Annotated in this window: 22 protein-coding genes; 14 read left to right on the top strand and 8 right to left on the bottom strand. The window is 65.3% G+C overall.

What is annotated here, in order from left to right; all coding sequences use genetic code 11:
- Window positions 1-8 precede the first annotated feature (8 nt).
- From GDH07_RS05475 to GDH07_RS05490, 4 genes are all read left to right on the top strand, one after another.
- Entirely contained in the window at window positions 9-1,436 is a 1,428-nt protein-coding gene (locus GDH07_RS05475) for an MFS transporter (RefSeq protein WP_022642815.1), read from the top strand.
- 13 nt (window positions 1,437-1,449) lie between these two features.
- On the top strand, window positions 1,450-2,781 hold the full coding sequence (locus GDH07_RS05480) for an LLM class flavin-dependent oxidoreductase (protein WP_152897326.1): 1,332 nt from the start codon (window positions 1,450-1,452) through the stop codon (window positions 2,779-2,781).
- 62 nt (window positions 2,782-2,843) lie between these two features.
- A complete protein-coding gene (locus GDH07_RS05485) occupies window positions 2,844-3,182 on the top strand; it encodes a YegP family protein (protein ID WP_031321093.1) in 339 nt (112 codons plus the stop codon).
- 166 nt (window positions 3,183-3,348) lie between these two features.
- The gene (locus GDH07_RS05490) at window positions 3,349-3,852 is read left to right on the top strand and encodes a hypothetical protein (protein ID WP_152896870.1); all 504 of its coding nucleotides are present in this window, start codon (window positions 3,349-3,351) and stop codon (window positions 3,850-3,852) included.
- Between the two features lie 67 nt (window positions 3,853-3,919).
- On the opposite strand, the gene GDH07_RS05495 is transcribed toward GDH07_RS05490, so the two are convergent.
- Both GDH07_RS05495 and GDH07_RS05500 read right to left on the bottom strand, forming a co-directional pair.
- On the bottom strand, window positions 3,920-4,807 hold the full coding sequence (locus GDH07_RS05495; protein ID WP_152896871.1) for a dihydrodipicolinate synthase family protein: 888 nt from the start codon (window positions 4,805-4,807) through the stop codon (window positions 3,920-3,922).
- A gap of 34 nt (window positions 4,808-4,841) precedes the next feature.
- Entirely contained in the window at window positions 4,842-5,624 is a 783-nt protein-coding gene (locus GDH07_RS05500) for an aldolase (protein ID WP_152896872.1), read from the bottom strand.
- Between the two features lie 161 nt (window positions 5,625-5,785).
- Here GDH07_RS05500 and GDH07_RS05505 point away from each other — a divergent pair, with 161 nt between their 5' ends.
- Window positions 5,786-6,328: a helix-turn-helix domain-containing protein gene (locus GDH07_RS05505; protein ID WP_152896873.1), complete on the top strand. Its 543-nt coding sequence runs from the start codon at window positions 5,786-5,788 to the stop codon at window positions 6,326-6,328.
- A gap of 141 nt (window positions 6,329-6,469) precedes the next feature.
- Here the strand turns inward: GDH07_RS05505 and GDH07_RS05510 are convergent, their stop codons facing one another.
- The gene (locus tag GDH07_RS05510; RefSeq protein ID WP_152897327.1) at window positions 6,470-7,489 is read right to left on the bottom strand and encodes a DUF4917 family protein; all 1,020 of its coding nucleotides are present in this window, start codon (window positions 7,487-7,489) and stop codon (window positions 6,470-6,472) included.
- 157 nt (window positions 7,490-7,646) lie between these two features.
- On the opposite strand from GDH07_RS05510, the gene yiaY reads away from it, so the two are divergent.
- From yiaY to GDH07_RS05550, 8 genes are all read left to right on the top strand, one after another.
- Window positions 7,647-8,795: an L-threonine dehydrogenase gene (gene yiaY / locus GDH07_RS05515; RefSeq protein WP_085596077.1), complete on the top strand. Its 1,149-nt coding sequence runs from the start codon at window positions 7,647-7,649 to the stop codon at window positions 8,793-8,795.
- A gap of 82 nt (window positions 8,796-8,877) precedes the next feature.
- Window positions 8,878-9,618, top strand: coding sequence for a PA3715 family protein (locus GDH07_RS05520; RefSeq protein ID WP_152896874.1), 741 nt, complete (start codon window positions 8,878-8,880; stop codon window positions 9,616-9,618).
- A 10-nt stretch (window positions 9,619-9,628) separates the two neighbouring features.
- Window positions 9,629-10,354 (top strand): PA3715 family protein, encoded by a 726-nt coding sequence (locus tag GDH07_RS05525; RefSeq protein ID WP_152896875.1) that lies wholly within the window; start codon window positions 9,629-9,631, stop codon window positions 10,352-10,354.
- A 3-nt stretch (window positions 10,355-10,357) separates the two neighbouring features.
- Window positions 10,358-10,774, top strand: a complete 417-nt coding sequence (gene fos / locus GDH07_RS05530) for a fosfomycin resistance glutathione transferase (RefSeq protein WP_152896876.1) — start codon at window positions 10,358-10,360, stop codon at window positions 10,772-10,774.
- A 126-nt stretch (window positions 10,775-10,900) separates the two neighbouring features.
- Entirely contained in the window at window positions 10,901-11,539 is a 639-nt protein-coding gene (locus GDH07_RS05535; RefSeq protein WP_085596071.1) for a LysE family translocator, read from the top strand.
- Between the two features lie 110 nt (window positions 11,540-11,649).
- Complete coding sequence (locus GDH07_RS05540; protein WP_022642828.1) at window positions 11,650-12,999, top strand: sensor domain-containing protein; 1,350 nt, start codon at window positions 11,650-11,652, stop codon at window positions 12,997-12,999.
- Window positions 13,000-13,125: 126 nt separating this feature from the next.
- Window positions 13,126-13,650, top strand: a complete 525-nt coding sequence (locus tag GDH07_RS05545; protein ID WP_022642829.1) for a DUF4142 domain-containing protein — start codon at window positions 13,126-13,128, stop codon at window positions 13,648-13,650.
- Between the two features lie 193 nt (window positions 13,651-13,843).
- Complete coding sequence (locus GDH07_RS05550) at window positions 13,844-14,614, top strand: GNAT family N-acetyltransferase (protein WP_152896877.1); 771 nt, start codon at window positions 13,844-13,846, stop codon at window positions 14,612-14,614.
- A gap of 42 nt (window positions 14,615-14,656) precedes the next feature.
- Here the strand turns inward: GDH07_RS05550 and GDH07_RS05555 are convergent, their stop codons facing one another.
- From GDH07_RS05555 to GDH07_RS05575, 5 genes are all read right to left on the bottom strand, one after another.
- Window positions 14,657-15,433: an AraC family transcriptional regulator gene (locus GDH07_RS05555; protein WP_152896878.1), complete on the bottom strand. Its 777-nt coding sequence runs from the start codon at window positions 15,431-15,433 to the stop codon at window positions 14,657-14,659.
- Window positions 15,434-15,534: 101 nt separating this feature from the next.
- Complete coding sequence (locus GDH07_RS05560) at window positions 15,535-16,803, bottom strand: NAD(P)/FAD-dependent oxidoreductase (RefSeq protein ID WP_152896879.1); 1,269 nt, start codon at window positions 16,801-16,803, stop codon at window positions 15,535-15,537.
- On the bottom strand, window positions 16,800-17,033 hold the full coding sequence (locus GDH07_RS05565; RefSeq protein ID WP_022642833.1) for a (2Fe-2S)-binding protein: 234 nt from the start codon (window positions 17,031-17,033) through the stop codon (window positions 16,800-16,802). Before GDH07_RS05565 ends, GDH07_RS05560 begins: the two co-directional genes overlap by 4 nt.
- A complete protein-coding gene (locus GDH07_RS05570) occupies window positions 17,030-18,151 on the bottom strand; it encodes an NAD(P)/FAD-dependent oxidoreductase (protein ID WP_022642834.1) in 1,122 nt (373 codons plus the stop codon). The genes GDH07_RS05565 and GDH07_RS05570 overlap by 4 nt, the downstream gene beginning before the upstream one ends.
- Complete coding sequence (locus GDH07_RS05575) at window positions 18,148-19,080, bottom strand: 4-hydroxyproline epimerase (RefSeq protein ID WP_152896880.1); 933 nt, start codon at window positions 19,078-19,080, stop codon at window positions 18,148-18,150. The genes GDH07_RS05570 and GDH07_RS05575 overlap by 4 nt, the downstream gene beginning before the upstream one ends.
- 319 nt (window positions 19,081-19,399) lie before the next feature.
- Between GDH07_RS05575 and GDH07_RS32245 the strand changes: the two genes are divergently transcribed.
- Window positions 19,400-19,552, top strand: a complete 153-nt coding sequence (locus GDH07_RS32245) for a hypothetical protein (RefSeq protein ID WP_157064368.1) — start codon at window positions 19,400-19,402, stop codon at window positions 19,550-19,552.
- The last annotated feature ends 109 nt before the right edge of the window (window positions 19,553-19,661 follow it).

Consider the following 19,661-nt stretch of genomic DNA (forward strand, 5'->3'; position numbering starts at 1 on the left):
GAGTTTCCATGGGCGTTTTTGCGCAACAGCAACGCAAATGGTGGGCCTTGCTCGGAGTGAGCATCGCCAGTTTTCTCGGTTGTGTGGATTTCACCATCGTCAATACCGCGCTGCCGGCCTTGCAGGCCGACCTCGGGGCGGCGGTGGACAGCCTGCAATGGGTGATCAACGGCTTCATCCTGGCGTTGTCCAGCTTCATGGTGCTGGTGGGGCGGCTGGCCGACCTGCACGGTCGCAAGCGCGTGCTGTTCATTGGCCTGAGCGTGTTCGGCCTGGCTTCGCTGGCGGCGGGCCTGGCCGGGCAGATCGACACCCTGATCGCGGCCCGGGTGCTCCAGGGGCTGGCTTGCGCGGTGCTCTACACCGCCTCGGGCGCCATCGTCTCCAGCACCTTCGACAGTGCCGAGCAGGGCCGGGCCTTCGGTGTGCTGTTCGGGGTCAACGGCGTGGGCCTGGCGGCCGGGCCGGTATTGGGCGGGTTGATCACCAGCAGCTTCGGCTGGCAGTGGATCTTTTTGATCAACGTACCGTTCGTGCTGCTGAGCCTGGGGATCTGCAGCTTCAGCGTCAGGGAGTCGCGAGCGGCGCAGGCCGGGACCCGGCTCGACGGCTGGGGCGCCTTGCTGTTGCTGATCGGCCTGCCGAGCCTGGTGCTGGTGATCGTCCAGGGCGCGGCCTGGGGCTGGGGATCGCCGCCGGTCCTGGGCCTGGCGCTGTTGGCGCTACTGGCCCTGGGCGGGTTCGTGGCAGTGGAGCGGCGGGTCGCGGCACCGATCATCGATCTCAAGCTGTTCGCCAACCGGCGTTTCGTCGCGGCGGTGGTGGCGAGCTTCAGCCTGGCGGTGTTCTATTGCGTGGCGTTCTTCGTCATGCCGCTGTACCTGGCGCAGATCCGTGGCGCCTCGGTGCAGGCCAGCGGCCTGTTGCTGCTGCCCACCACCCTGGGCGTGGCGTTGCTGTCGCCGCTGGTGGGGCGCCTGGTGGACCGCAAGGGGCCGGGGTTGCTGATCAAGGCCGGGCTGGCGCTGTTCATCCTGTCGGCGCTGTTGCAGGCCGGGTTCGAGCGCCAGACATCGTTGCCCTACCTGCTGGGCGCCTTCGTGGTCATGGGCCTGGGTTGGGCGAGCATCCTCGGGCCATCGACGGTGCTGGGGATTTCCTCGGTGCCCCAGGAGGTGGGGTCGGTGGCCATGGGCTCGCTGATGACCTTGCACAATGTCGGCGGCGGTATCGGCTTGGCCGTGGGCGTCGGTTTGTTCCATCAGTTCGCCGCTGCGCCGGCGGGCGATGTCCAGGCGGCCTTTCTCAATGGTTATCAGACGGTAATGGGCTTCCTGGCATTGGTCAGCCTGCTGGCCTGGAGTGCGGTGAGCTTGTTGCTGCGCGCCGCAACCGCCCCGGCGCCGGTGGCGCAGGAGGAAACCAGCCGTGGCTGAGCGCGGCGGGCAGATGGGGCTGGGGGCGTTTCTTTCCGGCTCCGGTGCCCATGGCGGTAGCTGGCGTCACCCCCTGGCGGATGCCGATGCGTCGTTGAATTTCGCGCGTTACCGCCACTATGCGCAGACCCTGGAACGGGGCTGTTTTGATGCCCTGTTCCTCAACGACAACGTGGCGGTGGGCGAGCTCGATCCGCGAGTGCTGGCCCACAGTTCCTACAGCCTGCGCTGGGACCCCTTGACCCTGCTGCCGGCCCTGGCGGTGGTGACCCGGCGTATCGGCCTGATCGCTACCGCCAGCACCTCCTACAACGAGCCGTACAACCTGGCGCGCAAGTTCGCCTCCCTGGATCACCTGAGCGGCGGACGGGCTGGCTGGAACCTGGTGACCGGGCTGATCGGCGGCGAGAACTTCAACCATCCCCAGCCCCCCGAACATGACCTGCGCTACGAGCGGGCCGAGGAGTTCTTCGATGTGGCCAGCGGCCTGTGGGATAGCTGGGCCGATGATGCCTTTCCCCGGGACAAGGCCAGCGGCGTATGGCTGCACCCGCACCGTATGCACCTGCTGCAGCATCGTGGCCGGCACTTCCAGGTCCAGGGCCCGTTGAATGCGCCAAGGCCTCTGCAGGGCTGGCCGGTGATCGCCCAGGCCGGCTCCTCGGGACCGGGGCGCGAGCTGGCGGCACGCTGCGCCGAACTGGTGTTCACCGCCCAGACCGATCTGGCCCAGGCCAAGGTTTTTTATGCTGGGCTCAAGGAACGGCTACCCCATTACGGGCGGCATGCCGGCCAGTTGAAGATCTTCCCGGGGATCGCTCCCACCGTGGGCCGCAGCCTCAATGAGGCCGAGGAGAAGTATCAGCAGTTGCAGGAGCTGCAGGATCCCCAGGCGCAGCTCAAGGCCTTGTCCTATCTGCTGGACCTGGGCATCGACCTGTCGCGCCTGGCGCTGCATGCGCCAGTACCGTTGCCGGACGACGGCAGCTCCACCGAACGCCACCAGAGCCGGCGGCAACTGGTGGTGGAGCTGATTCGCCGGGAGCGGCCGACCGTGGCCCAGTTGCTGCGCAGCCTGTCTGCCAGCGGGCACAAGGTGCTGGTGGGCACCCCGGAGCAGATCGTCGATGAACTGGTTACCTGGTACCAGGAGTACGCCGCCGATGGCTTCAATGTGCTGTTCACCCATTTGCCGGGGGCCATCGACGACTTCGTCCGGCTGATCACCCCGCAATTGCAGCGGCGTGGCCTGTTTCGCCAGCGCTATACAGGGCGCACTTTGCGCGAGCACCTGGGGCTGGCACGGGTGCCGAACCGTTTTTTCGGTCCGGGGCGGCATGGCTGAATCGTCAGCAGCGGCTTTACTGCAAAGGCGTAGCATCTATTGATCAGCCAAGGAGCGACAGCATGTCTGGATGGTATGAGTTGAAGAAAAGCAGCAACGGTCAGTTTCGTTTCGTGCTCAAGGCCGCCAATGCCGAGGTGATCCTCACCAGTGAGCTGTACACCACGCGCGCGGCGGCGGAAAACGGCATCGCCTCGGTCCAGGCCAACAGCCCGCTGGACGAGCGCTATGAGCGCAAGAGCGCCAAGGACGGCAAACCCTATTTCAACCTCAAGGCAGCCAATCACCAGATCATCGGCAGCAGCGAGCTGTATTCCACCGATGCCGCGCGGGACAAGGGGATCGCCAGCGTCAAGAGCAATGGCCCGACCCACAACATCAAGGACCTGACGGCGGTCTAGCCCATGACCGGGCCCGGCCGCCGGGTGGCGGTCGGCGTCCGTGGTGCGGTTTCCTGGCGGCGGAATTTTGTCGACAAGGGCCACGCTGGTTTATCCTGCGTACCGGATCATCCTGGAGCGAACCAGGGTGAGGCCCTCGAACACTGTCCAAGGGAACTGCGACATCATGCTTCGTTCGTTGATTGCGCTGCTCGCGTTGCTGGCGCTGGGCGGCTGCCAGACCTGGCACAGCCTGCCTCCCGTGCAGCTGGAGCCGGCGCGCGAATTGCCGGTGATCCACGTCAGCGGCATGGGTGACCTGACGTCCGCGCCGCTGCGCGAGGCCCTCGCCCGGCGCGGGGCCTTCGCCGACGTGCAAAGGGGTCATGACCCCGAAGGCTATAACGTCATCGTCCTGGCCCAGAGCGATCTGGAGGACCAGCACAACCTGCCCCTGACCCTGCTCAGTGCCTGCACGCTGTTCATCGTGCCGGCACCGGTGAGCTGGAACAGCCAGATGATGTTCCACTTAAGCCGTGGCGATCGTCCATTGGCCAAGTACATGATCGACAACCGCACCCGGGCCTGGCGTGGGCTGTTCAACCCCGATGGCGGGCGCAACGAGCATCTGCAGCGTATCGCCGACGACTTCATCGCGCAGATGCGCAAGGATCCCAGTTGGCGCGAATAGCGCCGTGGCACCAGGCACAAGGCCCGAGCGGTTCGCACCGTTCGGGCCTTGTACTTTCAGCGGCAGTTCAAGCCAGCTGGTGCAACAGCCCCTGCAATTGCTGGCGGGCGGCCTGGGCCAGGGGGAACACCGGCCGGCGCGGTTCGCCGGCGGCCAGGCCCGTGAGCTCCAGGCCAGCCTTGACCGTGGCAGGCAGGCCGCCCTTGAGGATGAACTCTAGCAATGGCAATTGCCGGTAGAACAGGGTGCGGGCGCGCTCCAGGTCGTTGTCGCGCGTCGCCTGGTAGAGGTCGAGGTTGAGCTGCGGGATCAGGTTCGCCGCCGCGGTGCACCAGCCCCGGGCACCGGCGGCGAAGGCTTCCAGCGCCAGGGGGTTGCAGCCGTTGTAGAACGGCACCTGGCCTTCGCCGAGCAGTTGCAGCTTGTGCATGCGCTGGATATCGCCGGTGCTTTCCTTGACCAGGGTGACGTTCTCCACGCTGTGGAAGATCTTCAGGATCAGTTCCACCGACATGTCGATGCCGCTGGTGGCTGGGTTGTTGTAGAGCATGATCGGCACGCCGATGCTGTCGCCGATGGCCTGGTAGTGGGCGAGGATCTCGGCCTCGCCGAGCTTCCAGTAGGAGGCGGGCAGCACCATCACCACATCGGCGCCCCGGGCTTCGGCGAAGCGCGCGCGGCGGATGGCCTTGGTGGTGGTCAGGTCGGAAACGCTGACGATGGTCGGCACCCGCCGGGCCACGTGGCGGATGCTGAATTCACTGACCTGCTCCCATTCGGCGTCGCTCAGGTAGGCGCCTTCGCCAGTGCTGCCCAAGGGGGCGATAGCGTGTACGCCGGCGTCGATCATGCGATCGATGGAGCGGCCGAGGGCTTCCAGGTCCAGGCCTTCGCCGTGGGCACTGAAGGGGGTGACGGTGTAGCCGATAATGCCGTGAATGTTGGGGGTGGACATGGTGCAACTCCTGCAAGGCATGAAAGGGGGCGGATCAGTTCAGGCAGTCGGCGTGTCGTTTTAGGTTTTGCCGGGCGTAGTAGTTGAAGGCCGCGCCGTGGCGCTTGGGCTTGGAGATCCAGTCATGGGCTTCGCGGCCCAGCTCCGGGAGGATCGGCTTGATGCTGCCGGCAGCCATGGCCAGCAGTTGCAGGCGCGCCGCACGCTCGATCAGTTGGGCGATCACGCAGGCTTCCTCGATGCTGGCGCCGGTGGACAACTGGCCGTGGTGCGAAAGCAGGATCGCGCGCTTGTCGCCCAGGGCCGCGGAGATGATCTCGCCTTCTTCGTTGCCCACCGGCACGCCCGGCCAGGGTTCGAGAAACGCGCAATCCTCGTACAGCGGGCACAGGTCCATGTGCGAGACCTGCAGCGGCACTTCGAGCATCGACAGGGCCGCGACGTGGGTCGGGTGGGTGTGGATGATGCAGTTCACGTCCGGCCGGGCGCGATACACCCAGCTGTGGAAGCGGTTGGCCGGGTTGGGCATGCCGTGGCCTTCCAGGACTTCCAGGTCCTCGTTGACCAGCAGCAGGTTGCTGGCGCTGATTTCGTCGAAGCCCAGGCCCAGTTGCTGGGTGTAGTAGGTGCCCGGCTGCGGTCCGCGGGCGGTGATCTGCCCGGCCAGGCCGGAGTCGTGGCCATGCTCGAATAGAATGCGGCAGGTCAGGGCCAGCTTTTGCCGGTCGGTCCACGTATTATCCGCCAGGGTATTGTGCATCTGGGTCAGGGCTTGCTTGACCAGTTGCTCCTTGGGCAATGCTAATGTCTTGGCCATTTTCGGGGTCCTTTGATCGGTGCGATGGACGTCGGGTCTACAGCTCACCCGCTGCTTGCGAGGTCGTTGGGTGAGTGCGAATGACACTAAAGAGGCTATATGACACTTTGTGTCATTGGCAAGCACCAATCGTTGCTTCCTAGATGGATTAATCGCTCTACATGTCTATCCGTTTGAAATTATTGAGAAAAAAACTTGGCGTGACCCTGGAGGCCCTGGCCGAGAAATCCGGCATGACCAAGAGCTACCTGTCCAAGGTCGAGCGGGGGCTGAACACGCCGTCGATTTCCGCCGCGTTGAAGCTGGCCAAGGCCTTGAACGTCAAGGTCGAGGAACTGTTCGCCGAGGACAGCATCAGCCTCGACAGCTACAGCCTGGTGCGCAGCCACGAGCGCCAGTCGCTGGCGGCCAATGAACAGACCCCGGGTTATGCGGTGCTGGCCCATCAGGTCAGCGAGCGCAACCTGCTGCCGTTCATCATCTACCCGGCCCGGGAGTTCAGCGACAAGACCTTCAAGGAGCACCTGGGGGAGGAGTTCCTGTTCGTCCATGAAGGCCGGGTGGAAGTGGATTTCATGAACGAACGGGTGGTGCTCGAGCGTGGCGATGCGCTGCATTTCAACGCGCAGAAACCCCACCGCATCCGCTCCCTGGGGGACGAGCAGGCGCAGTTGCTGGTGGTGGTGCACAGCGCCGAGGAGTGATGCGCTACACCGTCGCCGCTGGGCTGGCGAAGCGGCGACAAGGCTCGCTGGGCCGTGCGTCGATCTCGTTGCCCGGGTGATCGTGCGGCCGCTGCGCGCCCGTGCGGCAGCGGCTACACGGGGCGTTTGTGGTCGATTGGCTCAGCGCTCTACCGGGACTGCCAGCGCCGGGTCGCCCAGGGCGTGGGTCCTGGAGTCGAAGAAGCGCAGGTTCAACTCCAGGCCTTCGAACAGCTTGGCGTAGTGGCGCTTCTGGTGCTGGACGAACGCCGGGCTGCGCGGGTAGACGGAGATGGCCAGGGTGCCGGCGCCGCACTGGCGGATCGCCTGGACCAGGTGGGCATCCTGGGGGCCCAGGTTATGGCCGAAGATGCACAGGGCACCCTGGTGGTCCAGTAGCTGCTGGTAGCAGAACGACAAGTAGTCGCTGCTGCGAATGGTCTTGAGCTTGTCCGCCAGGGGGCCTTCGTTGACGAACAACGGCACGTCGTCCAGCGTCTTGAGGGTGTTGTTGATGGCGAAGTTGCCCAGCAGGGTGCCTTCGGTGGAGGTCAGCTTGCGTGCGCTGCCATCGAGGTTGCGCACCAGGTGCAGGCCGCCGTGCAGGTAGAGAATGCGGGTTTCAGGGGGCTGGGTGCCAGTCAGGTCGAAGGCCGGTTCGCTGCCCTGGAACAGGTCGTTCAGGCCCTGGGGGGCGTGCTGCACGGCCCAGTAGTTGAGCAAGTCGTAGTTGCTGGTGAATACCGTGGGGTATTGCCGAAGTTCGCCGTTGATCGCCGCCAGGCTCTCGGGTTGTACCAGGCTCCAGGGAAGGTGCATGGCGTGCACGCTGTTGATCAGCGCTTCCTTGATCGCGTAGTAGCGGTTGCGCGGTGCCGCCGAGCTGATGGCCAGGGCCTTGTTGACTCGGCTGGTGGTCTTCAGCGCACCCAGGACCTGCTCGAAGCTGCGGGTCTGCAAGGCCTCGAATACGCTGAGCTCGGATTGGCCGAGGGGTTTTTCCACGACGCTGCGGACATTTTCGAACAGCGAGTCGTAGGCGAAGTTTTTCCACACCGCCCGGCTGGCGCCGTTGCCGATCAGCAGGCCGGTGAACCGGGTGCTTGCGCGCAGGGCATTCCAGTCTTCAAGTTGGGCATCAAATTCCTGGAAATCCTTCATTGCGGTCATCGGTCTCGGGGCTGTAGGTGGTCGGGGCGCGACTTTATCACGACCGACCCTTGCGCCAGATCAAGAACGCCAGTGACCGATCGGTCGATTCTGTCCCATAGACATTGAATCAAGACCCTGAACGGGGCCCCCGCCTGGAGATTTCCTGATGAGTAGCACCTTCTTCATCCCAGCCGTCAACATCATGGGCATCGATTGCCTCGACGAGGCCATGAGCGCCATTCGCAACTATGGTTTTCGCAAGGCGCTGATCGTGACCGATGCCGGGCTGGCCAAGGCTGGCGTGGCCGGGATGATCGCCGAGAAGCTGGCCATGCAGGACATCGACTCGGCGATCTTCGATGGCGCCAAGCCCAACCCGAGCATCGCCAACGTCGAGCAGGGCCTGGCCCAGCTGCAGCAAGCCAAGTGCGACTTCGTGATCTCCCTGGGAGGCGGTTCGCCCCATGACTGCGCCAAGGGTATCGCCCTGTGCGCCACCAACGGTGGGCATATCAGCGACTACGAGGGCGTCGACCGTTCGAGCAAGCCTCAACTGCCGCTGGTCGCCATCAATACCACCGCCGGCACCGCCAGCGAAATGACCCGCTTCTGCATCATCACCGACGAGTCGCGCCACGTGAAAATGGCCATCGTCGATCGCAACGTCACGCCGTTGTTGTCGGTCAACGACCCGGCACTGATGGTGGCGATGCCCAAGGGCCTGACCGCGGCCACCGGCATGGATGCCCTGACCCACGCCGTGGAGGCCTATGTGTCCACGGCGGCTAACCCGATCACCGATGCCTGCGCGTTGAAGGCCATCAGCATGATCAGCCACAACCTGCGCCAGGCGGTGCATGACGGCGGCGACCTGGTAGCGCGGGAGAACATGGCCTATGCCCAGTTCCTGGCGGGCATGGCCTTCAACAACGCATCCCTGGGGTTCGTGCACGCCATGGCCCACCAGTTGGGTGGCTTCTACGACTTGCCCCATGGCGTGTGCAATGCCGTGCTGCTGCCCCACGTCCAAAGCTTTAACGCGACGGTCTGCGCCGAGCGCCTGACCGACGTGGCCCATGCCCTGGGCGCGGATATCCGTGGTTTCAGTCCGGAAGAGGGGGCCCAGGCGGCGATCACCGCCATTCGTACCCTGGCCCGTGACGTGGAGATCCCCGCTGGCCTGCGGGAGCTGGGCGCCAAGCTGCAGGACATTCCGACCTTGGCCGCCAACGCACTTAAGGATGCCTGTGGCCTGACCAACCCGCGTCCGGCGGAGCAGCGCCAGATCGAGGAGATTTTCCGCAACGCGTTCTGAGAGGGCACGAGGGTGGATTGAAAGACCAGGCTCTGGAGAGGATAGTGCGGCCTTCGCCCCGCCTCATCACAAGGAGCCGTGAATGATCCGTCCATCGTCCCTGATCCAGATCCTGGGTGGCATCGGGTTGCTGTTGGGCAGCGCGGCGGTCGCTGCCCAGTGCCTGCCGCCGCCACGCAATGCCCAGGTGCCGGGGTTTTCCCTGTGCAAGGAGTGGCCGGCCTTCGCTGGCCAGAGCATCAGCCTGCTGGCCGAACTGACGCCGGATCCGGCGGTGGCCGATACCTCCGGCGACGGCACTTACGATCTGCAACTGGCGGTGCTGGATCGCCAGGACGGACAGGCGCTGGCCAGCTACCGGCAGCCGGTGGCCTTCGTCTCCGACGCCATCCACCTGGACAGTCTGAAGCTCGACACCGGGCGCTTCCAGCTGGCCCCGCAAGTGCGTGCCTTCGGCGTCAGGGCTGCATTCTCCGGCTCTTCGCGGGTCAATCCCTTCGATCAGGTGCTACTCAGCCTCTACGTGCGCGAAGGGGCCCGGCTGCGTCCGGTGATGGAGAAGTTCGTGGCTTATTCCTACAGCGGCGAGTGGGATGGGCAATGCACCGGGCAACGAGTCGAGATCACCCGTACCCTGGATATCGCCAAGACCAGCAGCCATGGTTATGCCGACCTGATCGTGCGTTCAGTGAGCGTCACCACCCTCGGCGAAGGCCAGGGCGAGCAGTGCCAGTCCCGATCCGTCACCAGCAAGCCTGTGCTGAGCACCCTGCATTACGATGGCCAGCGCTATGTGTTGCCCAATGAACTGAACGGGATTTGAAGACGTGTCGATGAAGCGCTGTGGAGTTGGCCCTGGGCTGGCGTTATTGGGTTTGCTGGTGGTCACGGCGGCCCGGGCCGACTGTGATGACCGCGTCGATGTTCCTGGGCAGTTGCATGCTTGCAAAGCCTGGCCTGCGCAACCTGGGATGAGCATCAGTGCCCGAGCGACCCCGATGCCCGGGCCTGAGGATGCCGACACCCGCAGCTACAGCCTGGATGTGGCCCTGGTGGATAGTGACTCCGGTTGGGCGGTGGCCAGCAACTACAAGGATTCGGCATTGTTCTGCGATGCCGTGGCCGTGCAGGGCCTGCAGATCGATACCGCGCGTTATCGCTTGAACCGGGCGGAGCAGGCCTTTGGCCTGCGGGTTCTTTACAGCCATGACTCCAGCGCCGCTCCTTATGAGAAATCCGTGCTGACCCTCTACCGGCGCGAGGACAAGGAACTCCTGCCCTTGCTGGAAGAGCTGGTGGTGGCTGAGAGCTCCGGAGAGTTCGGCTGGGAAGGCCAGTGCTCGGGGCATTCCCGGGCGATGCGCCGGACCTTGCAGATGGGCCCTGGCCAGCGTCATGGCTACGCCGACCTGATCGTGCGTACCCGCGAAATCAAGACCGAGCATTTCAAGGTCGGCGACGGCTGCGACAGTCGTGACCTGCCTGCTCGCAACAGTACCTTGACCTTGCACTACGACGGTGTGCGTTATCCGATTCCTGACGCCTTGAAAGGATCCTGATCCATGTTGACCGGCCTCAACCACCTGACCCTGGCGGTTACCGATGTGCCCCGCAGCCTGGCTTTCTACCATTCGCTGCTGCAACTGCGCCTGGAGGCCAGTTGGGATGGCGGCGCCTACCTGTCCCTGCCGGGCCTGTGGTTGTGCCTGTCGCTGGATGGGCAACGCCAGGCGCCTGCGGTGGCCGACTACACCCACTATGCGTTCAGCCTGGAAGCGGGTGATTTCGATTCATTCGTCTCGCGCCTGCGTGAAGCTGGGGTGCAGGAGTGGCGCGACAATCGCAGCGAGGGAGCTTCGTTCTATTTTCTCGATCCGGACGGGCATCGGCTCGAGGCCCATGTCGGCGACCTGGCGTCACGCTTGCAGGCCTGTCGCCAGAGGCCCTATGCCGGCATGCGTTTCTATCCGGCCGGCTAGAAGCGCAGCATCCTGTTCGACAGTTGAACAAGCCGCTGGTGGTCGGCCCCCGGGATCATGCAGAATCCTGCACATTCATCCTGTGCCTGGCGGCTGCGCCTGGCCCGTCGACTTGGAGTCTTGCCGATGACCTCATCGCTGTTGCTGGCCGTTATCACCTCGGGTTTCATTTATGCGATCACCCCGGGCCCTGGGGTGCTGGCGGTGTTCGGCATCGGGGCAGCCCGTGGGCGGCAAGCCGGGGCAGGCTTTCTCTGCGGGCATATGGTCGGTGATGTGGTGTGGTGCAGCACGGCCTTGGTGGCCATTGTCGGCGCCCGGGAAATCGGCAGCGAAGCCTTCAATATCCTGGGTTTCCTCAGTGGCCTGTATCTGTTCTGGCTCGGTTTGCGGGCCATTCGCAGCAAGGGCGGCAGCGCCGACAACCCCCAGGGTGCAGCGCGCAATCCCTTCTGGCACGGGATCCTTTTCGGCCTGACCAACCCCAAGGCCTATCCGGTGGCGGTGGCCACATTCACGGCATTGCTTTCCAGCCGGGCCGAGATGCTCAGCTGGTCGATGTTGCCCGGCCTGATCGCCCTGAGTTTCCTTGGCGGTCTTGCGGCATACGCTATTCTCATCGGCATCGTCGGTGCCCGTCAGGTGCGGGGCTGGTACCAGCGCCATGAGCTGGCGATCACCCGGGTGTGTGGCGTGATGTTCATCGGGTTCGCGGTCAACGCCCTGGTGCATGCGGTGCCAGGGCTGGTCGGCAACAAGTCGTAAGCAGGGCCGTTCGCAGGTTGCGGCGGTGTGCAGTCGGTGCCAGGCACCGGCTGACCGGGCTCAAGGGATGGGTACTCAAGTGCATTCTTCATGGGTAGTAGCTTTCTCTGATGGCAACCAAGAACTCCGCGCCTCTGGCCAGTTTCATCGACCTGCTCCTGGACGCCGTGTGTGCGGTGGATGCGGACGGTCGCTTCGTGTTCGTCAGCGCCGCTTGCGAACGGGTCTTCGGCTATACCGCCGATGAGCTGGTCGGCCGGCCGATGATCGAACTGGTGCATCCGGATGACCGTGAGCGCACCTTGCAAGCCGCCCGGGAAATCATGGGTGGCGCGCCCAAGCCCAATTTCGAGAATCGCTACCTGCGCAAGGATGGCAGGGTGGCGCACATCCTCTGGTCCGCGCGGTGGTCGGAAGTCGACCAGTTGCGCATCGCCGTGGCCCGGGACATCACCGAGCGCAAGCAAGCCGAGTCCCGGCAGGCGGCGCTCTACGCGATCTCCGAAGCCGCCCATGCTTCCGAGGACCTGCTGGCGCTGTTCAAGCACGTGCACCGGATCATCGGCGAGTGGCTGCCGGCGGTGAACTGTTCCCTGGCCCTGTATGACGAGCGCTCCGAAAGTCTGGGTTTTCCCTATCACGTGGATGACTGCGAAGGCAGCCCGGAGCTGCCGGGGACCCTGATCGGGCGCTTTTGCGGCGAGGTCCTGCAACGCGGCCAGCCGTTGCTGCTGACGGCCGAAAACCCGTCGACGAGGGAGCTATGGGAGCAGTTCGCTGCTCTGCAGGGGCCCCGTTGCTGGCTTGGGGTACCGCTCAATGCACAGAAGGGCACCATCGGCGTGCTGGTGGTCAAGAGCGCGCCGGGTTCCCCAGGCTATGGCGAGCAGGACCAGGAATTGCTGCAGTACGTCAGCGCCCAGTTGGCCGCGGCCATCGAACGCAAGCAGTTGCATGCCCGGCTGCACTACATGGCGGAGTACGACCAGCTGACCCACTTGCCCAACCGCGAGTTGCTGCGTGAGCGCCTGCGCCAGGCCCTGGCTCGCGCTCGGCGGGAGTCGGGGCGCATGGCGCTCTTGTATGTCGACCTGGACAGGTTCAAGGAGGTCAACGATACCTGCGGCCATGCGGTGGGCGACATGCTCTTGCAGGCGGTGGCCAACCGGCTCAAGGGCTGTGTGCGGGAGGTCGACACCGTGGCGCGGATCGGTGGCGACGAGTTCGTGATCCTCCTGGAGAACGTGCAACATGACGACGATGCCCAGCGGGTGGCAGACAAGATGCGCCGGGTGCTGGGCGAACCGCTGCGCCTGGATGGCCATTCATTGAACATCCTGCCGAGCATCGGCATTGGCCTGTATCCCGAGCACGGCCTGGAGGAGAAGCAATTGTTCAAGCATGCCGACGAGGCCATGTACGCGGCCAAGCGAGCCCACAAGAGCCGTTCCAACGCCTGAGCGCGGGGCCGGGGGATGGCTGCGCGCACCGTTCGTCGTTCCGGCTAAACCTTCGCCGGCTTGGGTTTTCCGATGCAGACGGGAGTCGCCACTCCCGATGATTCACTGCAACAGGAGAGCCGTACCATGAACGCCATCGCCACTGGCATGCGCAGCGCCGGCCTGGCGCTGTTTCTGGGCCTGTGGGCCAGCTCAGCCCTGGCCCAGTCTCCCGCCGCTTTCATCGACGACGCCTCGGCCAAGGGCATGGCCGATATCGAGGCCAGCCGCCAGGCGCACCAGCAAACCTCTTCCAGGGCCGTCAAGGAATACACCATCCAGGTCATCAACGACCGCACCACGGCCAACCAGCATCTGGCCAAGATTGCCAAGCGACTGGACTTGCCGGTGGCTCCGCGCGAGCAGGTGATGAGCAAGGCCAGGTCCCTGGTCCCGGTCGTCGCCGAGGGCGAGGACTTCGACCGTGCCTATGCCGCGAACCAGATCCGCAGTACCGAGGAAGCGATCCGCCAGATCCGCCAGCAGGCCCAGGACAGCCAACTGCCGGAACTCAAGGCTTTTGCCGAGGAAACCCTGCCCATGCTGGAAAACCACTTGCAGTTGGCCAAGGCCCTGCAGGCCGGTCGACTGCCGGGCTACCTGGAGGGCTGATGGGAAGGGCCTGCCCGAGCCGGGCAGGCCCTGGCTTCAGGTGCGCAGTCGGGTACTGCGGGCTGCTCCGGTTACACCTGCGAACATTCCTTCGCAGAATAAAACAGGATTGTGCTGGAGCCTCGTGGGCTGCGGGCTTAACGTGGCCGGGATGTGACGCCGCTCGGCGTCACGAGGTTCAAGGAGACAGCGCATGACGCATGCAGGGACTTCGGTCATCGACCTGTACCACCAGGCGGAAGACTATTTCTTCGTATCCATTTCCCAGTTCTATCGGCGTTTCGGTCCGGACCTGGGTGCCTATTGCACCGGCGTCGAGGCCAGCAGCCTGAACTTGCTGATCATGCGCGGCCTGGGCGTCGATAGTGCCGCGCAGTTGGCCGAAGGCGTGGCCTTCCTGCAGCGTACCGACATGCCGTTCTGCGTGGTGGTGCCCGAAGAGCATGTGTCCCGCGTCAGCGAGCAATTGCGCCAGCAGCGCCTGCAGCCGGCGGACCGCACCACCTGCATGGTCTTGGACCTGGCAGCCTATGCAGTACCACCGACCGTGCGAGGGCTGGCGGATGTGCGCGGTACCGATGACTGCCTGGAGGATTGGGGCGTGCCGGTGCAAAGCGCATTCGCCTCCAGCGGCGGCGGAATCGAGCAGTACCTGGCCCGGCATCGGGCGGCGGCAGAGGCCGGCCGGAACCTGCGCCATTTCGTGCTGTACGTCGACCAGCGACCGGTGAGTGCCCTGACTTTGTCGATGGGACCGGGCGTGGCACGGCTGGACGATATCGGCACCCTGCAAGAGTGCCAGGGGCGGGGGTATGCCACGGCGCTGATCCACTCGGTACTGGCCATCGCCAAGCGGGATGGGGCCGGGATCTGTGTACTGGAAGCGTCCCTCGATGGCCTGTCGATCTATCGCAAGGTGGGGTTCCGGCGCCTGTTCGACTACTGCACCTTCTGCGAGGAATGAAGCCCTGCCAGCCACCGGCGGGCAGGGCCTGGAGAGTGGCCGTCAGCGTCCGGCATTGAGGCGGAACTGGCGCGGGCTCAGGCCGGTCAGCGCCTTGAACTGCCGGCTGAAGGCGCTGTGGTCGGTATAGCCGCATTGCAGCGCCACTTCGGTGATGGGTTCTTCGGTGACCAGCAGGCGCGAGGCGTGCTCCAGGCGGGCCTTGTGGATCATCTGGCGTGGCGTGAGGTGGAAGATGCGCTTGCAATAGCGCTCCAGCTGGGCGATGGACAAGTTGGCGATGCGGGTCAGGTCTTCGAGGCGGATGGCTTCGCTGTAGTGTTCGCGGATGTGCCGGTCCACCGCCGCCAGGCGTTCATAGGCCGGATGGGTGTCGCGGGCGGCCTGCAGGTCCAGGGAGATGCCGGCCATGCCGATGATCTGCCCATCACGCCCGTGCAGCGGCAGCTTATGGGTCAGGCACCAGCCGGGTTCGCGGCTGCCGTACAGGTGCAGTTCCAGCTGGCCCTTGATGGTGATGCCCTGGCGCAGAACCCGTTGGTCCTGTTCGGTGTAGACCGGCCCGAGCATCTCGGGGAAGACCTCAGCGGAGGTCTTGCCCAGCAGTGGCCGGATGTTCTTGAAGCCGCAACGCTGGGCCAGGGTCAGGTTGGCGCTCAGGTAGCGCGCGTGCAGGTCCTTGATGAAGAACACCACGTTGGGAACGCAGTCGAGCAGGGGCATGATCAGTTCCATGCTGGCCAGCAGGCTGTCGATATCCCGGGGGCGCTGGGCGGCAATGGCCTGGGGCAAGTGGTGGAGCTGTGCGCTATCGATCATCGTCGTCCTCTCTCCGGGGGGCTTGCTGGGGGCTCGATTGGGCCATGGGGCATGCCAGTGCGGGCCTGGGCCAGCCGGGAAGATGGCCCGGCCGGCGGTCCTCAGGTACCGGAATGCTGTTGTTCAGCGTCTTGCATCAGGGTGGCGATCCGTGCCGGCACCAAGGGTGCCCGTGGTGGTGGGGCGCTCCAACCGAACAGCTGCTGGGCGGCGTTGGCGCAGACCCGGCCTTGGCAGGCTCCCATGCCGCAGCGGCTTTGCAGCTTGGCGGTGGTCCAGTCTGGGGCCGCAGCCACCGCGGCGTAGGGGACATCCTCGCAGCGGCAGAGCAGGGTATCAGGCCGGGCCAGCTCCAGGACCTGCGGGCGCAAGGCGAAGTGTTTCCGCAGTTGACCGGCAAAGCGCTGCCAGCGTTGTCTCTGGCGTACCAGGCTGGCAACCCGATCGGTCTGTCCGGTGGCCATGCAACCGGCGATCTCGCCTTCGACCAGGGCCAGTTCGCTGCCACCGATACCGGTGCATTCGCCGGCAGCGTAGACGTGGGACAGGCTGCTGCGCTGTTCGGCATCGACGGCGATCGCGCCTTGTTCCAGGCGACAGCCCAGGTGGCTGGCCAGGCGAGTGTTGGGTACCAGGCCGAAACCGCAGGCCAGGTAGTCGCAGGCGATCTCCTCGACGCGTCGGCCCAGGCGGATGCGCACGGCTTCCAGGTGTTGGTCCCCGAGCGCTTCCACCACGTGGGCGTTGCCACGATAGGCCGGGGTCGCCAGGCGCAAGGCCTGGGCCAGCTTGTTGGGCCAGCGCCACAGCTGGCTGCTGAAGCCCAGGAGGGCGCCTGTCGAAGCCTGTTCCAGTACCCGGGTCACTCGGGCCCCGGCCTGGCGAGCGGTGGCGGCACTGGCCAGCAGCAACGGTCCGCTACCGGCGATGACTACTGAGCGCCCGGCCAGTTGCAGGCCATTCTTCAGGAGCGCCTGCAGGCCTCCGGCACCGGTGACGCCGGGCAGGGTCCAGCCGGGAAACGGCAGCAGCAGTTCCTGGGCCCCGCAGCACAGGATCAACTGTTCGTACTCCACCTGCCAGGCTTGCCGGGCATCTTCCAGCAGTAGGCGGCGCGGCCCCAGGGCACAGACGATGCGGGTAGCGCCCAGGTAGCGCACCGTCGGATGTTGCAAGGCCTCGAAACGCTCGGCCTGGGCGGCGCTCGGTGGATGGTCCGGGCCGTTGCGCCAGATCTGGCCGCCAGGGCGCGGGTTGTCGTCCACCACCAGGATCGAACGGGCGTTGCGGCTTGCGGCCCTGGCCGCCGCGAGGCCTGCCGGGCCGCTGCCGACGATCAGTACTTGGCATTGCAGGCGTGGGGCGGTCATTGGCTGCGCTCCACCTGCATGCCGTCGCGGCACAAGGTTTGGCAGGCCAGTTGGCGGTGGCCATCGATGGTCATCCGGCATTCATGGCAGATACCCATGCCGCAGAAGGGGGCCCGAGGCCGACCAGTGCAGGACGTACGGGTGCGCAGGTCGCCGCTGGCGGCCAGCGCGGCGGCGACGCTGATGCCTGGGCGCACCTGCAATGGCTGCTGGTCCAGGTAGATGATCATGGGGTCTCTCCAGTCAGGGCGGCGAAACGCCCGGGCAGATAGGGGCGTGGATCGATCGCCGGGCGTTCGCCAAGCAGCAGGTCCGCCAACAGCCGGGCACTGCCAGGGGCGGTGGTCACGCCCAGGCCTTCGTGTCCGACCGCCAGCCACAAGCCGGGTTGGCGTGGGTGCTCGCCGAGGATCGGCAGGCCATCGGGAGTGGCGGCACGAAAGCCGGTCCAGGCGCGGATGCCGTTGAGCTGCGCCAGGTCCGGCAGGTAGTCCACGGCACGACGCAGCATCGTCGCCAATACCTGCGGGTCAGCCTCTGGATCGAGGATGTCGAACTGGCGGGACGAGCCGATCAGCAACTGGCCGGTGGGACGCGGCTGGACGTTGAACGCCACCGAGGCGCCGTCGCTGGCATGGGCGCTGGCGGCATATCCCAGTTCCACCAGCTGATGGCCGACCTGGCGTGGATAGCGGTCGGTGATCAGCAGGTGGCCCTTCTTCGCCCGCAAGGGCAGTGCCGGTAGCAGGCTGCGGGCGCCTAGTCCGTTGGCCAGCAACACCCTGGGAGCACGCAGCAGGCGGCCGTCGTCGAGCTCCAGCTGGTCCCCGGCAAGACTCCGTACATGGGCACGCAGGCGCTTGATTCGCGGATGGCTGTCCAGCAACCACTGGGCGGTGGCGGGAGCGTAGAGGATGCCGTCGCCGGGGACTTTCAGCGCACCGCCCAGCCCCTTGCGCAGCATGGGTTCCAGCGCCGCTAGTTGCTGGCCGTCGAGCATCTGCGTGGCCACCCCATGCTCGGCCAGGATGCCTTGCTTGGTCCGTGCCAGGTCCATCTCGCCGGCATCGGCGGCCAGCCACAGGGTGCCGCAGCCACGATAGGCACAGGCCTCGGGCAGGCGTTCACGCAAGCGCCGCCAGAGCTCCAGGGAGTAGTGACTCAGGGCCAGTTCCGCCGGGTTGTCATCCATGACCACCAGGTGGCCCATGCCCGCACCGGTGGCGCCGCCTGCGGCATCGTCCAGCACCAGGACCTGCAGGTCACGCCGGGCCAGTTCGTGGGCGCAGGCGGCGCCGATGATCCCGGCGCCAACCACTATCACATCGGCGGTGGGCGCCTGGCTCACGAACCGATGCCCCAGGCGAACGGATCGCTGTCGTCCAGCAGCAGGGTGGCTTCGGCGCTGATGTGGGCGCTGCCCCGCAGGATCGGGATGATCTGTTCGCCGGCGGTTTCGTAGTAGGCGCTGAACTGGCTGCCGATGACGCTGGCCTGGCGCCAGATCTGGCCCGGGGCGAGCTTGCCGTCCGCCGCCAGGCACGCCAGCTTGGCGCTGGTACCGGTGCCGCAGGGCGAACGATCGTAGGCCTTGCCGGGGCACAGTACGAAGTTGCGACTGTCGGCCTGGAGATCTTCGGCGAACAGTTCGATATGGTCGATCACCCCGCCTTGGGCGCCGGTGATGCCGTTGGCCTCGAGAGCCTGGCGCACGTTCCAGGTGTATTGGGTCAGGGCCTCGACGTTGTCCAGGGCGATGCGCTGGCCATGCTCGCTGATCAGGAAGAACCAGTTGCCGCCCCAGGCGATATCGCCGTGCACCAGGCCCACGCCGGGGACTTGCACGGCCACCTGGTGGCGGTAGCGGTAGGCGGGCACGTTGCGCACGCTCACCGAGAGGTCGTCGTGCAAGGTGGCTTCCACCGTGCCCACCGGAGTCTCGATGCGGTGCACGCCGCAGTCGATCCGTCCCAGGTGGTAGAGCGAGCGCACCAGGCCAATGGTGCCGTGGCCGCACATGCCCAGGTAGCCGCTGTTGTTGAAGAAGATCACACCGGCACAGGCGTCGGGCGCCTGCGGCTCGCAGAGCAGCGCCCCGACCAGCACATCGCTGCCCCGGGGCTCGAGGACGCAGGCGCGGCGCCATGGGTCGTGCTGGTCGCGCAGGATCTGCAGGCGTTCGGCCATGGAACCTTGGCCAAGCCCTGGGAAACCATCGATGACCAGGCGAGTGGGCTCGCCGCCGGTGTGGGAGTCGATCACGGAAATTCTGTTCATGGCAGCACCTGATGAAAAAGAGCTACAGAGTGGGCCAGGGGAGGGCTGCGCCGCTTGTGGGTTTTCGCTGCTTGCGATGACGAAATCAGCATAGTTGTGAATGCCGGGAGATAGCCCTGGAGGTGCTCGGCCCTGGCGGCTGGCAGCGGGAAAAATGGCGCAGCGCTGCATCTGATGGTGCTGGAGAGGAATGGAAAAGTGTGCCGATTTCGTCTATTTCGCGGAGGAAAACCCTCAAGCTGCCACGAGGATAAAAAGCGACTCTGGTTTTTGTTTCCAGCCCTGATCGGCTGGAACGATTTCATATAAGGAAAAGACCATGAGCCGTACAGCCTTCAGTCACAGCGGTGCCTTGCCCACCGCACCTACTGTGTTCGAAGCCCGTTCATTCCTTGATCCGCAGGCCCCTGGCGAGCTGTCGCCAGGCCTGCCGGACCCCTCGGTTGCAACCCTCCCAGGCACCGGCTGCTGAAGGCTGCCGGCCCCGCGACTCAAGGACCACGACACGCGATGAACGCCGATGGCTCCCTCGGCGTGACATCCGATCTGCCTATTCCAATAACCCATAAAGGCGCGCCTCC

This window comes from Pseudomonas piscis, from assembly GCF_009380155.1.
In the GTDB taxonomy this organism is placed as follows: Bacteria; Pseudomonadota; Gammaproteobacteria; order Pseudomonadales; family Pseudomonadaceae; genus Aquipseudomonas; species Aquipseudomonas piscis.